This window comes from Enterococcus sp. DIV2419 (assembly GCF_051711865.1).
Classification (GTDB): Bacteria; Bacillota; Bacilli; order Lactobacillales; family Enterococcaceae; genus Enterococcus; species Enterococcus faecalis.
The window spans coordinates 312,168-325,828 of sequence record NZ_JBIONS010000001.1 but is presented as its reverse complement, the minus strand read 5'-3'; the positions used below and the strand labels follow the sequence as shown (position 1 = coordinate 325,828).

11 protein-coding genes are annotated in these 13,661 nt (G+C 39.8%); 1 reads left to right on the top strand and 10 read right to left on the bottom strand.

Features of this window, described 5'->3' with window-relative positions; genetic code table 11:
• Positions 1 to 4: 4 nt before the first annotated feature.
• From IGI97_RS01525 to IGI97_RS01480, 10 genes are all read right to left on the bottom strand, one after another.
• Positions 5 to 502 (bottom strand): RNA polymerase sigma factor, encoded by a 498-nt coding sequence (locus IGI97_RS01525; RefSeq protein WP_002372752.1) that lies wholly within the window; start codon positions 500 to 502, stop codon positions 5 to 7.
• Between the two features lie 236 nt (positions 503 to 738).
• Positions 739 to 2,220, bottom strand: a complete 1,482-nt coding sequence (locus IGI97_RS01520; RefSeq protein ID WP_438737849.1) for a helix-turn-helix domain-containing protein — start codon at positions 2,218 to 2,220, stop codon at positions 739 to 741.
• The gene (locus tag IGI97_RS01515; protein ID WP_002354843.1) at positions 2,195 to 2,680 is read right to left on the bottom strand and encodes a hypothetical protein; all 486 of its coding nucleotides are present in this window, start codon (positions 2,678 to 2,680) and stop codon (positions 2,195 to 2,197) included. Before IGI97_RS01515 ends, IGI97_RS01520 begins: the two co-directional genes overlap by 26 nt.
• A 104-nt stretch (positions 2,681 to 2,784) precedes the next feature.
• Positions 2,785 to 3,864, bottom strand: a complete 1,080-nt coding sequence (locus tag IGI97_RS01510; RefSeq protein WP_016633547.1) for a DUF916 and DUF3324 domain-containing protein — start codon at positions 3,862 to 3,864, stop codon at positions 2,785 to 2,787.
• Positions 3,865 to 3,970: 106 nt separating this feature from the next.
• Positions 3,971 to 4,729, bottom strand: a complete 759-nt coding sequence (locus IGI97_RS01505) for a WxL domain-containing protein (protein WP_002385163.1) — start codon at positions 4,727 to 4,729, stop codon at positions 3,971 to 3,973.
• On the bottom strand, positions 4,730 to 5,530 hold the full coding sequence (locus tag IGI97_RS01500; RefSeq protein ID WP_002385162.1) for a WxL domain-containing protein: 801 nt from the start codon (positions 5,528 to 5,530) through the stop codon (positions 4,730 to 4,732).
• Positions 5,531 to 5,534: 4 nt separating this feature from the next.
• Complete coding sequence (locus tag IGI97_RS01495; protein ID WP_016633546.1) at positions 5,535 to 6,269, bottom strand: WxL domain-containing protein; 735 nt, start codon at positions 6,267 to 6,269, stop codon at positions 5,535 to 5,537.
• Positions 6,226 to 6,615 (bottom strand): LPXTG cell wall anchor domain-containing protein, encoded by a 390-nt coding sequence (locus tag IGI97_RS01490; protein ID WP_002354835.1) that lies wholly within the window; start codon positions 6,613 to 6,615, stop codon positions 6,226 to 6,228. The genes IGI97_RS01495 and IGI97_RS01490 overlap by 44 nt, the downstream gene beginning before the upstream one ends.
• Before the next feature lie 19 nt (positions 6,616 to 6,634).
• Positions 6,635 to 11,494 (bottom strand): hypothetical protein, encoded by a 4,860-nt coding sequence (locus tag IGI97_RS01485; protein ID WP_029681561.1) that lies wholly within the window; start codon positions 11,492 to 11,494, stop codon positions 6,635 to 6,637.
• Between the two features lie 366 nt (positions 11,495 to 11,860).
• A complete protein-coding gene (locus IGI97_RS01480) occupies positions 11,861 to 12,874 on the bottom strand; it encodes an alpha/beta hydrolase (RefSeq protein WP_002367479.1) in 1,014 nt (337 codons plus the stop codon).
• Positions 12,875 to 13,039: 165 nt separating this feature from the next.
• Here IGI97_RS01480 and IGI97_RS01475 point away from each other — a divergent pair, with 165 nt between their 5' ends.
• The gene (locus IGI97_RS01475; protein WP_010820339.1) at positions 13,040 to 13,585 is read left to right on the top strand and encodes a cysteine hydrolase family protein; all 546 of its coding nucleotides are present in this window, start codon (positions 13,040 to 13,042) and stop codon (positions 13,583 to 13,585) included.
• Positions 13,586 to 13,661 lie beyond the last annotated feature (76 nt).

Sequence of the window (13,661 nt, the reverse complement as noted above, 5' to 3'; positions counted from 1 at the left end):
TTTACTAATTCAATAGACTTCGGAGTTCATTCAAACTGCGGTACATCTTCGTTTTAATCGTGTTTTCGTTAATATCCAGGATCAAGGCGATTTCTTTTAGCGTAAATCCTTCAAAAAATTTTAATAGAATAATTTCACGATTGGGACTATCTAATTGATTAATAATTTCTTCAATTTCTAAAAAACTGCGTTGGGGATTATTTAAAAGGGCTAACACATGTTCATCTTTTTCAATATGAACAGCTTCTCGTTTCTTTTTACGCCAATAATCTGTCGCTACAGAAAGCAGAATTCGAAAGAACCACGCGTCAAAATCATTAATATCGGGTCCTTTTTGGATGGCCTTCAGTGCCTTTTCAAAGCTTTCTTGAATCACATCCAAGGCATCTTCTTTCGAATGTGTATAGTTAAAGGCAATGCGATACATTTTTTCATATTTGGTATCCACAAGCGTTTCTAACGCGCGAATTTGTTTTTTTCTTTTCCAACCATCGAAAACCATCGATTTCTGGAACCTCCTTTCCTGTACACTTATATAGACGAATCACAAGCATAAAAAGTTTCAACTTTTTTATTATTTTTAATTTTTATATTCTAAAAGAAAAAGCGCGGTACAAAAATCACTTTGGATTTTTGCTCCACGCTCAAAATCTGATAAACGGCGGGAACAGAACCAGCTCCTTCGGAAATAAGCCGAAATTATCCAAAAATTAAAGAACAATTTCCGGAAATTTCTTCTTATTTCTCGGAGCTAAGCGGTGCTGTCCCGACCTTGTTTTCTTCTCCCGAGTGCGGTCTTAGTGCACTCAGCGTTTTAATAAAATGCGACCAATCAACAGGACGTGGTGGCGCTAGCCAAATAATTTGAGTAATCTCAGGCCAATCGACAAAATGAATATCCGATAAAATTAATTGTACACTTTCATCTACATGTGCTTTGAAAATGATATTCCATTCCGTAATTTTTTCAATATTTTTTTGTATCATACGATTATAGGCTTCACCAAAGGAAAAGTCGACACACAATGTAATCGGAGCCAAAACTTTTTTCAATGGTAACGCATCCACCATTAACAACAGATACCGATAAAATAAAAACTGTCTGGCATCCCAAACAGCGGGATTCGTTTTTTGTTCTTGAATAAATTGTCGACTAGCAGAAAAATACTCTGTATACGTTTCTGCAAAGTAGGTTATATCCATTTTGCGATAACTATAGTTTGCTTCTATTGGAAAATGGAACAATTTAAAATGAACGATTGTTACTTTTTGTTCAAAACCTTGCAGGACTTCCTCGGAAAGCTGAAATTGTATTTTTAAATAGCTTAACAAGTCACGATTCAATTGTTGAATTTCTGCAAATCTTTGGCAAAGTGCTGCTGAAGCTACTTGAAGCCACTCTTCAGCAATTAAAAATAAGAGTAAATAATTGCCTTCGTTTGTTCGTTGTGGTTCTGGGATTTGAAGACTCTCTAACCAATTGAAAACATTCTGCTGATTGTCACCGGCTAATTGTTTTAACACTTGCGAATCTACTTTTTTCTCTACATAAAACTGTTGCTGCGTTCGTACTAAAGAAACCGCCAAAAAATGAAAACATTTAGCTTGTGCATAGCCTGCACGCTGATTAAGATGAACCTTCTCAGAAAAAAATAGCTCAAAGTTCCGAATCTGCTCTAAAACTTTTTTACCGTACAATGAAAAATCACGTTGGTATAATTGTAAAAAAACCAGTGTTGTTACTTCGCGTAAATTGGTTTCATTTCCCACTAAGTGAAATTCTTTATTAATTGTAATTTGATAATTTTCCAGCATTTTCTTTAATTCCTTGAACTCCTTATAAGCCAATGTGTGACTAACAAAGTGTTCTAACGCAAACTCATTCACAGAATCAAAACGCTGAAAAAAGAAATCTTGAAACATAGCAAAACGTAACGACTCTTTAATATAGCAATCAATCAAAGTATCAGAAGTTTCCGTTCCTGATTCATTAAGAGTTAAGAAAATACCATCGCTCACAATTTGAAAATCCTCTGATAAACCAAATTCAATAAAATCGGCATTTAATTCAGCGACCGTTTTGTTCACGATAAATTCAGATAATTCTAACTCCTGCATTACGGTTTCTTTTGCCTCTGTTAACATCGGTGCATTTTCCAGTAACTGAAATAAGGCGATTTTTCTTTTATCCACTTTATTTAAAAACATCATCAATATCATAGACTTCTCTCACATCCATTTTTTTCCCATACAATCCATTTCCTGAAAGAAAGTACCCAACCGCTGCTAAATAGCTTTCAGATTCTTCATCGCCGCCTGCACCAAGTCCGTTAGGAAAGACAAAATCTTTATTCACTTGTAGGGGATGAGCCGTTGTTTCTTTTGTTTGTTTCTTTTTTTCTTTTGACATTGCCGGTTTCTCCACAGGTTTGTCTTTTTTCTTGGGTGAAGGCTTTTTTTCTTCAGAAGGAACCGTAGTTTTTTGATCTTCCGGAGGGGTTGGCGCAGGTTGTTCCGGTTCTGACTTTTCCTGAGGGGTGATTGATTCTGGTTTTGGTTGAATTTCTTCCGTTGGTTCTAAGGGATTATAAATAGGTGTCGCCAATGTTTGAATTGGTTCTATTTCGACAGCCGTAAAAATTAGCAAAGAACTAAATAAAAAAAGATACTTTTTTCTCATGGCTTCTCACTCTCTCTACCTCTACTTTATGGGAAGCAATTCCTTGTAAAAGTACCTTTACTTTTACAAGGAAAACCCTTTTTGTCAATAGATAGCCCTTTTTATTACTCAGATTGTTGTTCTTCCTCTTTTTTCTTTTTACGATACAAGAAGAAAATCAATAAGAGCAGCGCTAGAATGATGAATGCAATCAGTAGATACAACCACCAATTGGTTTCTTTAATGGTTACGTCTTTTTCATTTAATTCTTTAGCGACGTCCCCAGAAATAGTAAATTCTTTTGTAAATTCCCATTTGTACAGGTACCGTTCTTCACCATTGGCGCCTTTGACTTGATAGGTGCCCTTTTCATCTTTTACACCATAGGCCGTTGATTTCAAGACATATTTCCCTGGCGTTAATCGTTCCCCTTTTAAAGAAATTGGGTAACTAAAGTTAGAGTTTGGCGCCACTTGCATATCCTCAGTATCGGATTGGTAAAGCGTTTCGCCTCCTTTTGAAACAGTGTTGATTAAATGTAATTGGTTTAAATAGGCCGCTTGTGGGTTTTGTAAAGAAACATTGATGACGTTTCGCGCGTTGACTTGGCCTGGTTTAACCCCCAGTAATTTTAAATCTGGTTGAACCTTTGTCTCATTTTGCTGAAGAATAATGGCCACAACATAGGAGTATTCATTATTAATAGCTAACCCTTTTGATTGATCCGCAGAAGTCGTGGTTTCTTTCTTTTTCTCTTTGAGTGTTATGCCGCCAGCCATCACGCCATCAAAAGAATCTTTAGGCATCGTGATGGTTAAAGGTAAGGTCTTTTGGGAATGCTTCGGCAAGATGATTTCTTTCGGTGCTTCCACATAATCTTTTAAGTTAAAGCGTAAAGTTTTGTCAGGTTTGATCCCGTTTTGGCCATATTCTACTACGCCATTTAAATTCGTTGTCGCTGAGTTCACCGTATTTTCAATGGTAATGTCTTCATCTGTATCATTGCGTAACTGAATTTCTACGGTTTGTTTGGCACCAGGCGCCATTTTTAAGTCAAAGTAGGTTTTTGATTTATCCACTTGATTTTCGGGAATTGTTGGTGTGACCGCAAAATTAAATTCAGAAGCGTGCGCCTTCACGCCAATCCAGCCAAATAACATACAAGCGATTACCGTTGCATATACTTTCCATCTGTTCATATTCATTCTCCTATATCTTTCATTCTTTGTTGTATTATAAGCACCAAAAGACCGAAAGATAAGCCAAAAAATTTTTGACTTATATCCCGATCTTGCGTGTATGCTGTCGTTCTTAGTTTCCTGTGTTAGCAGGTGTATCTGTCAAAGTCCAAGTAAAAGTTGTCGTGTATTTTTTCGCATATTTTGTGGTTGAACCAGGTACTTCTAATGAAATACTTGTTTTAGCGGTATCTACACTATCGCCCCAGCTCATTAAGTACGTACCCGCACCTTCTTTATCGCCAGCAGCCATGACCACTGATTCAGCCCCAGTTGGGTTTAATTCAATCGTAGCTGGCGCTGTCGTTGGTTTTGCAGATTGTGAAGCTGAAACCACGCGTCCGTTGCTTAAAGTTACTTTGGCCGCTGTTAGTTCTTGGTTGGCTTCAGTTTTGAATTGACCATTTTGTTTTACTTTTAACGTCCAACCTGTTTCAGTCCCACGATTATCTGAGACTTGAACAAAGTTCGGGCCTTCTTGGTCGGCACCAGCATTATCTTTGTATTTTTGTGTTTCTGCATAGTAGGTCATATTTTTTGAGGTAATCGTTTGTTCCCCAAAAGATAAACTAGATGCATAGTCAATGGATAACGGACCTGCTGTCCCTGGCTTAGGTCCTGTCGGATCAGTTGGATCAACTGGCGTAATTGGTTTATCCGGATCTGGATTCGTCGGATCAACTGGATTCGTTGGGTTCGTATTTGGTGCAAATTGAATCGCTCCGTTTGTTTGGTATTCACCACCGTCGACCGCTAATGCACTCATTGGTACAAGTGCCAATGCGCCTAAAGTTGTGGTTGCCATCAATGTCATTACTTTTGTCTTTTTCATTTATTTCCCTCCATTATTTACTGGTACATCTGAAAGTAGCCAAGTCAATGTTGTTTTATATTGTACTGCATCCTTAGGGGTTTTCCCGGGAACAGTTAGTGAGATTGCCCGTGTGATTGTGGCATTTACTTGCTGTCCTTGTTGATTTTTTTCGGTCACTTTTTCTGCTTGCCCCCACAGCGTGATCCACGTTCCGGCGCCGGTCTTTTCTGGGGCTTGCATGACAACAGTTTCTGCGCCCGCAGCATCTAATTGAATGTTTGCGGTAGCAGTTGGCGGCAATACGTCCGTCGCATTTGAGCGAACACTGGGCTCAGTAAAGGCGACGGTGGCGCCTGTTAATTCTTTGTGTAATGTTTCTGCATTACGAAATTGACCATTTTGTTTCACTTTTAAAACCCAGCCAGCATTGGTTCCCCGTAAATCACTTACTTGTACATAATTAGCAGTTGCCAATTCACTTGCTGAACCATCTGGGTTTTTATAGGTTTGCGCTCTGGCAAAATACGTTTGATCCTTATTCGATATCTCATTACTCCCAAAATCCAAACTTGAGGCATAATCGATGGAAAGTGGCCCAGGGGTACCTGGATTAGGTCCATCAGGATTCGTTGGATCGACTGGTCGAACTGGTTTTTCTGGATCGGGATTTTCTGGATTTACTGGATCCGTCCCATCTGTGCTTGGGGTAAAAACAATCGACTGTTCGCTATCAAAAACGACCGTCGCCGCTTCAGCAGGAACAGTGGCGCCAAGCAACATTGTTCCGAATAACAAGGAGTAGACGACTGTTTTTTTCATTTACTTAGCCTCCAACATTCGTTGGTACAGATTTCAATGTCCATGTTAAGGTCGTACGATATTCTTTTGCTAATTTAATCGCTTTACCTGGGACATTTAATTTCACGGCAGTAGCACCTTCTGTCGCATCTTTCCCAAAACGATAGACCCAAGTCCCCATCCCTTTGCCATCTTCTGCTTTGACTAATTCTACTTCTGTTCCAGGAACAAAGGTATGTGCTGCTGTTGGTGTTGGCGCGTATGTGGCATCAACAATCGATGTCACACCTGCATTGGCAATCGATAAAGCGGCCCCCACTAATTCTTCATTTTGGGCTGTTTTGAATTGCGCATTTTGTACAGCGCTTAACGTCCAGCCTTCTTGTGTCCCACGTTTATCCGTTACCTGAACATAGTTGGGACCTGTTGTTCCATCTTTAAATGTTTGAATTTGTGCGTAATAATCTTTCGTATCGGAAGTGATTTTTTGGGCGCCAAATTGAAAGCTTGAAGCATAGTCAATTGATAAGGGGCCTGCAGTCCCTGGTTTTGGTCCAGTTGGGTCAGTTGGATCTTCTGGTTCAACTTTTTCATCTGGATTGGTTGGGTTAACTGGCTTCGTTGGATCTGTATCTGGTTCAAATGTAATGGCGCCATTACTTGTATAGTTCACGTTAATGTCTTCCGCAAATGCTTGTTGTGTCGCTAGGACACCGCTAAATCCTACAATCCCTACTACTGCTAATACTGTTTTTTTCATCTTCTCTTCTCCTTTTAATAAATAATATGCCTATAGTGATAAGGCTGATTCCCAAATAAATAAATGGTGCTTGATTGGTGGTACCTGTCGCTGGTAATCTTCCTTGTCGCGACCCATATACGCCAGAAGAAAGGACGGATGAAGCGCCTCCGTCAGCTGGCTTGGTGGGTTCGGTCGTTGTGGAAGAATTACTAGTCGCTGTTGTCGACTCTTCTGTGGGATATTCATACGTTCCATAAAAGGAGACAACACCACTATTTTCATAAGCTGCTTCCCCAAACGCAGTGTCTGAATGACAGAAGCTGAAAAGACCTAAAAAACAACTAAGCAAAAGGTATTTTTTCATCTCACTTCTCTCCTCCTTGTTATGGTGCCATGACTAATGACCATGACAATGTCCCTTTAAATTCACCGACTTTTTGTTTTTCGACTGGCACAGATAGTTTAAGTCCCCGTTGGTTTGCCGCACCCCAACCTTGGTTAATTGTATAACTACCTGAACCTGAGCCTTCATTTTCTGTAACAACCGTATCTCCTTTATTGAGTAAAAATTCTCCTTTGTCTGTAACCAATGACAAATCTTCCAATTGATCTGTGCCGTTCGTTAAGGGATTAGTTACCTGAACATTCAGTTTCCAAGGCGTACTTTCTGACCCGCGTGTGTCTTGAACGACTAAATCATCTGAAAGAGTTGGCCAGTAAACTTCTGGCTTGGCAGAAATTTTTTGTTTGCCAAAATCAATTGTTTTAGGTACTTTTTCTAACGTTAATTCGCCTGAAATAGACACATTGACTTTTTTATTTAATGTTTCACCAGCTTCTGTAAATTGATAATTGGCTGGCACCGTTTTGGCTAATTCTTCTGGTTTCGCTTGCTGAATGGCTTGGAAGGTTGCGGCATCAAGACTTGGTGTTTGATTGGCCCGACCATCTGCGAAAATCACCGTTGCTTGTGTCCATTGTGCCAACTCGTCTGAATTCGTTAAGCCATTTGCTTCTTTTAATTTCAAATGCGCACTTGTCGCATACAAAGCAAACGAACGATCTTTGGCAAGGACACTTTCATTTTTCACAACAACTAAATGAACCGTTTTGTTTTGCAAATTATCTCCTGACGTCCCTGCTTCTAATTGAATATCATGTGTCCGCGATACAGTTTTTTCTGCTAACGGCGCTTGAATTTGTGGTAAATCCGTCTCTTTTAATGAGGTCTTGAAAAACGGCCGACCTTTTGCGCCAAGCATTTCTATTACTTTATCAACAGTCGTTAGTTGCGCTGCCTCATCTTCTGTGACAATCACCGATTGCCCCGAAAGTTCCACTTTATTTGAAAATTGAACTTTCACCTGATAACTGTAGTTCATATTCGTCGCTTTCCATGAAAGCGGGGTGGTATCTTTTTGCTCTGGAATTTGCTCTATCGCGCTCCCAACTTCACTAGACTTAACCGTTCCTTGGTGCAACCAAGAACCTGTTACTTCGTCAGGAAGGAAGCTTAGGGTTGGTGTTAAAGCACTTGAGGTCGGAATCATCAAACGTCCTTTTTGAACTTTTTGTCCAGCTACTTCTGTGCCCCACGCTTGTAAGGTTAACGGCGCATTGCCAGCTTTGACCTCTTTTACATCATGAGAAATAGTACCTGCACCTGCCACAATTCCAGGCGTTTCCACTTCATAATCGATGATAGAGCCAGGAATTGCTATTCCATAGCCATTGGCGCCCTTGGTCACATCGTTATCGCCAATAAATGTTTTTCCAGTCGCTTTTTCAATCCCATGAAACGTTGTTGGCGTAAGTTTTGTAGCATTATTGACCGTTGGATTAATCGTCAAGACCTGATAGGCTTTGACATTTCCAAACCAAGTCCCTGTGCTATCCACCAAAGCAGTTGTATCTGTCGTTGGTTTAATCCATAAAAGTTCATCTTTTGTTGGATCGACAGCTTCAAAATCCGCAATGTTTACTTTACCTGTACCAGGAATTGTTTCTAATGTTGCATGATCCTGAACCGTTAGTTTGCTAGCTGAAATTAAATTGGCAGTGTTGGTGATCCCAATTCCAGCGTTTTTAGATAGATGAATTGATCCGAATTCATTGTAAGTCGTACTATGGTTCGCGGCAGTAGCAGAAACGCCATTTTTGATGTTCCCACCATTAGCCATTAATTTAATGCCATTGGTGACATTTAATTCCGTAAAGTTGACAACGCCTAAGCCTGTCGCATTTAGTGGTTCTGTTTGATAGTTATTGGTGCCGTCAACGTTAGTCCCAAAGTTAAAGGCCACTTTATTTGAACTAGCATTCACAATTGCATTAGTGAAATTATCTGTTGATGAACCACCGGATAAACCGTTAATACTAACTGCACCTTGAACATTTGCGGTAACATCACGTAAGATTTTTCCGCCACTGATATTGGAATACTGTGTCGCATATAAATTTCCAATACTAGAACCCGCTGCTTGAATATTCATTGTAATCTTGCCGTTCTTGGTATACGCAGCATTGGTTCCACCATCACCGTAAATGCTGGCCCCATTTAGAGATTCCACACCTGTTTTAGTGAAAATATTTAAAGTAATTGTGTTTGATTCATCCGTTCCGAGTGTCGTATTTTGACCATAGGGCCGACCACCAGTAATGTAGGTATTACCAGGCAACTTAAACTCTCCGTTGTAATTTCTTAAATCAATTAAGAGTTTGGCATTTCCAAGAAGTGAGCCCGCATTGGTAATCCCACCTGAAAAACCGTTCGCGCCTGTCCGAGGAGTTCCTGAGAAATTTCCTCCGTAGATGCGGTTGTCTGAATTACCAGTAATTGTATGGCCACCGCTTGCTCCATAAGAAGCGCCCATCGAAGCATTAATTACTCCTTCATAAACCGTTACACCGACATTCCCAACATTTTTGGCATCATTCCAGCCACCGCCTGAAAGAAACCAATCGACTTGACCATTATTAACGATTGTTTGACCGTTTCCATAAACTCGAGCTGCTTGATAGCCTGTTCCTTCTAATGTGTCAGCAATCCCGCCATTCAATGTGTTAGAAGTATTGCCTTCAACGACACCTGAAAAAGAGCCACCATATGTCCAGCGAGCAATGGTATTATTTAAAACAGTCTTAGTATCTCCTTTTATATAGATATCCCAAGTATCATTACTAGCAGGATAGCCGCCGCCACCAACAATATCCCAACCTGAACTATACCCACGACTTTTATCGGTCGTTGAATAATCTAAACTCGTCGGTTTTGCGCCTGAATAAGCCATACCATCGCCACCTAAGGACCCATCACCATTCGCTGTTCCCACTTCAATTGTTGTATTTCCTTCGATATAACCGCCGCGGCCAGCTGCAGTTGAGTAAATTGCACCATTATTAAACGAACCGCTGACTAATTTAGAAGAAATATTTCCAAAAACTTTAAAAGCTGCTGCTGATTTGGCTAATTCTGCTCTTTGTTGTGGTGTATAAGCATCATACGTTGCTTCATTTGAGGCCCCAATTTGACTCTTGTTAAATTTCGAAACATTGTTACCAGCACCGCCGTTAAAATCATTAATACCACCAGCGGAATTCGTTCCTGCTGTAACCACATTCGTAATATCTCCGATGATCGTTCCAGAATATTGGTTGCCTCCTTCAAAATCTGCACGACCCGCACTATACAACTGTGTATTTAAATTTGTAGTAATTCCATCAGTCGCACGATTCGTTCCTATATCGCCGCGGGAAGAGCCACCAATAAAACGTTGACCCGCTGTATACCAACGGCCATATCCAGAAATATCGTTTGTTACTTTTCCACCAATATTTCCGTATTGAACACCGCCATAATACGTACTTAATTGGAAACCTGTAGCAGCATTCGTAATCGCAACCTTTGTTGAGACGTTACCAGTAACATTCGCTGTGTTGGTTGCGTTGGTCCCATAACCACCCCCATAAATTGAAGCAATTCTGCCACCAGAATCATTGACAACCAATGAAGTATTCCCAGTCACTGTCCCAATATTGGCGCCCCCACTTAATGTATTTAGTCCGCTCCGTGTATTGTTAATAACAATCGTAGGATTTCCAGCTAAATTACCACCATTTTGGTTTCCGCCATAGAAATTCCATGTCCCTGTACCTGTACTATTTACTGTTAAAGTTGGGTTTCCTGAAACATCTCCTGTATCCGTTCCACCGTATACGGTCAGACCGTTTCCATTAGAACCGCCATTCAAGTTCAAACTGTAACCATTTAAATACATATTCGTACCTGTATAGTTTAGATTTCTCAAAGTGATGTTTGAGCCAAAAAAGATATTTTGATTAAATCCTAACGTCTTAGAACCCGTTGGCGCCGTTTGATCCATACTAATCGGATCCGCGCTGTTTCCAGTAATCACTAAATGATTGACCTTGCCTTGCAAGGCGTAAAAGGTCATATTACTTGCCGTAACGGTGTCAGGAATCACTTTAGCGGTGGTCGCCGCACTCGTCGTAATATTGTTTCCTATATAAAGAGTGAAATCGCCATTGTTCCCCTGTTGATACAAATCAAACAAGGCTTCTTTCAAACCAGCCTCTGTCGATGCATATTCTTTGTACGCTGCTCCATCTACTGCAGGACTTGGCACAACAATCACTTTTGTTTTATCTGCAGGGGCAATTGTGTCCGCAATGGACTGATCAACTGAAACAGCTCTGGCCATGCGTGTCAGTTTCTGTTTAAAGACAGCCGTAAGTTGTGTATCTTCTGAAAACTCTAATTGAAGAAGTTCTTCATTTGTATATGTTTTTCCTTGGTAAGACCAGCCAACGAAAGTCGTATTTTCCTCACTATTCGCCCATTTTGGTAATTCTTCTGTCCGAAGTGGCTGATTTTTTTCTTTTACCACTTGATAACTTTTGGCATCATTTAGAAACAAAGCTTGACCCGTTGTTTCAAAGGTCAACGTGATTTGCTTCTGCTCTTCGCTTGGTTTTGTTTCTGTGGAAGAGGTGGTTACTTTTTCTGTGATAGCACTAGATTCCGTCATTGATGACTGTTCTATAGAATGTGCGCTGCTTTCTTTTGTTGCTTCACTTGTACTGGTTTCTGCTGTTTTTGGCTGTGTCTGCGTACGTTCTGTTTGTTGCTCCCCTTCAATCGCCCACGCTGAAACAGATAAAAATGGTTGTACAAGTAAACAAGTTGCCAATAAAACAGCGATTTTCTTTTTCATTAACTTCATCACTCCTCCCTCGAAGTAAACTTTCCACAACCAACCTATGGCTCAAGTATACGAAGTTTTCTTCTGATTTTTTTAAAGATATTTTCTTAATTTCAAAAAAAAAATTTATTTTTTAATTTTCTTTTTGTTAACTAAACGAATTTTTTGCTGTTTTTGTAAGATAAAAATGTTAATTTGTTCACAAAAATAACAAAAACGTTGTTTTTAACATTAAAATTAACAAACGAGTTCGTAGTATAGCACGGATTTTTTCTCATGTAAACATCATTAAATAAACATTTTTGTTTAATTTATACATATTTCCCAGCTAAAAAAATGACAAAAATAAATAAACAGAGGCCTTAGAAATATTTCTAAGGCCTCTGTTTATTTATACGTATTCACAAACTGGACTGTTTCTTGGTAACATTGTTTAGCTTCTTTTGTTTGATAGTCGAATTGATATTCATGGGTGATCGTTGCTTTCTTATCTTTGAAAAAGAGAGCTGAAACTGGAACATTTAAAGTTTTTAACCGCTGAACCAAGGCTAGTCCTTGCTCTTGGAATGAAAAACTATTGCCATCTGTTAGATACGTCGGGGGAAATTCTTTGGTGACTTTATCCACTAAACTCACTTCTTGCAGTTCTGCACTCGTCTGCCAGTCTTTAGTGCCGAGCAAGGACCAAGCCACTGTTTTAACGAAAAATTTCATAAAACGATTATCACTTTGTTGGTTGGCCATTTGTTTCAAATCCACCGGACCACAATACGAGAGTGTGCCTTTTAAATGGCTAGCCGGCAACGCTGCAGTCATCCCTAGTTCTTTGGCATAGTTGGCATTGGTTTGAACTGTTGCATATTGTAGAGCAATCTGTGCACCCGCACTGTCCCCGCCAATAAAAAGCTTAGATAAATCTAACATGGGATACGCTTGTTTCTTTTCTAATAAAAATTGAACAAGTTCATTGACCTGCTGGAGCTGGCTTGGATAAGGTGCATCTGGTGCTAATTCATAATTCATTGAAATAAAGGCAACTGAGGAATCAGCCACTAAACGTGTCGCAAACTCTTTCATCCCAGACTTATCTCCTCCCACATAGCCACCACCATGGACCCATAAAACGACTGGTACCGCTTGTTTTGACGTTTGGGGATAATACAAATCAAAGGTATTCTTTTTTCTTGAAGAAGGGTATGTTTGATTTTCTTGCAATTGGACATTGGGTAATGCTTTATCATAGGAAGCTGAATCTTTTATTTCAACTTCGCCTGCGAATAACTGGTTGATGACCCAAGCGCCTGGCTTAGGGGATAATTGAAAGGCGAGAAACACACCTAAGCAAATAACCACAATGATTCCTAACAACCAAAGGATAAAACGTACGATTTTTCTTTTCACTCTATTCACCTGCTTTAATTTGTAGCAAAATTATAGCATGTTTTTTAGCCAAAGCGTTTATTTTGAAACAGCTTTTTTAGAATTTGATGTACTTTTATCATTTGAAATGCCCTCTTAAAAGCTGTAAAATGAACAAAATGACTTTAACCTTTAGGAGGTTGCCAAATGAAAGCTCTGATTTCCATTGATTATACGAATGATTTTGTCGCCACAGACGGAAAACTAACCACTGGTGCCGCTGGACAAGCCATTGAAACGGCCCTTGTTCAACAAACAAAGCACTATTTTGACAATGGCGATTTTGTGGTTTTTGCCATTGATGGGCATGACCCTCTAGATCGCTATCATCCTGAAAATAAACTTTTCCCGCCCCACAATGTCTTAGGAACTGACGGGCGTAATCTGTTTGGCTCGCTAGATGATTTTTATCAAGCTCACAAAAATGAGGCAACCGTTTATTGGATGGACAAACGGCACTATTCTGCTTTTAGTGGCACGGATTTGGACATTCGGTTACGAGAACGAGGAATTACAGAGCTTTGTTTAACTGGTGTTTGTACAGATATTTGCGTGTTGCATACGGCTGTTGATGCCTATAATTTAGGCTATCAATTAATGATTCCTGAACGCGCCGTTGCTAGTTTTGATGAACAAGGACACGAATGGGCATTACGCCACTTTAAACAAACTTTAGGAGCAACCATTCTATAAAAAGACTGGTCAATCCTTCCATGCGCCCTATCTATACTCAAAAAATCGTGTAAACAACATAAAAGAGCCTGGGACA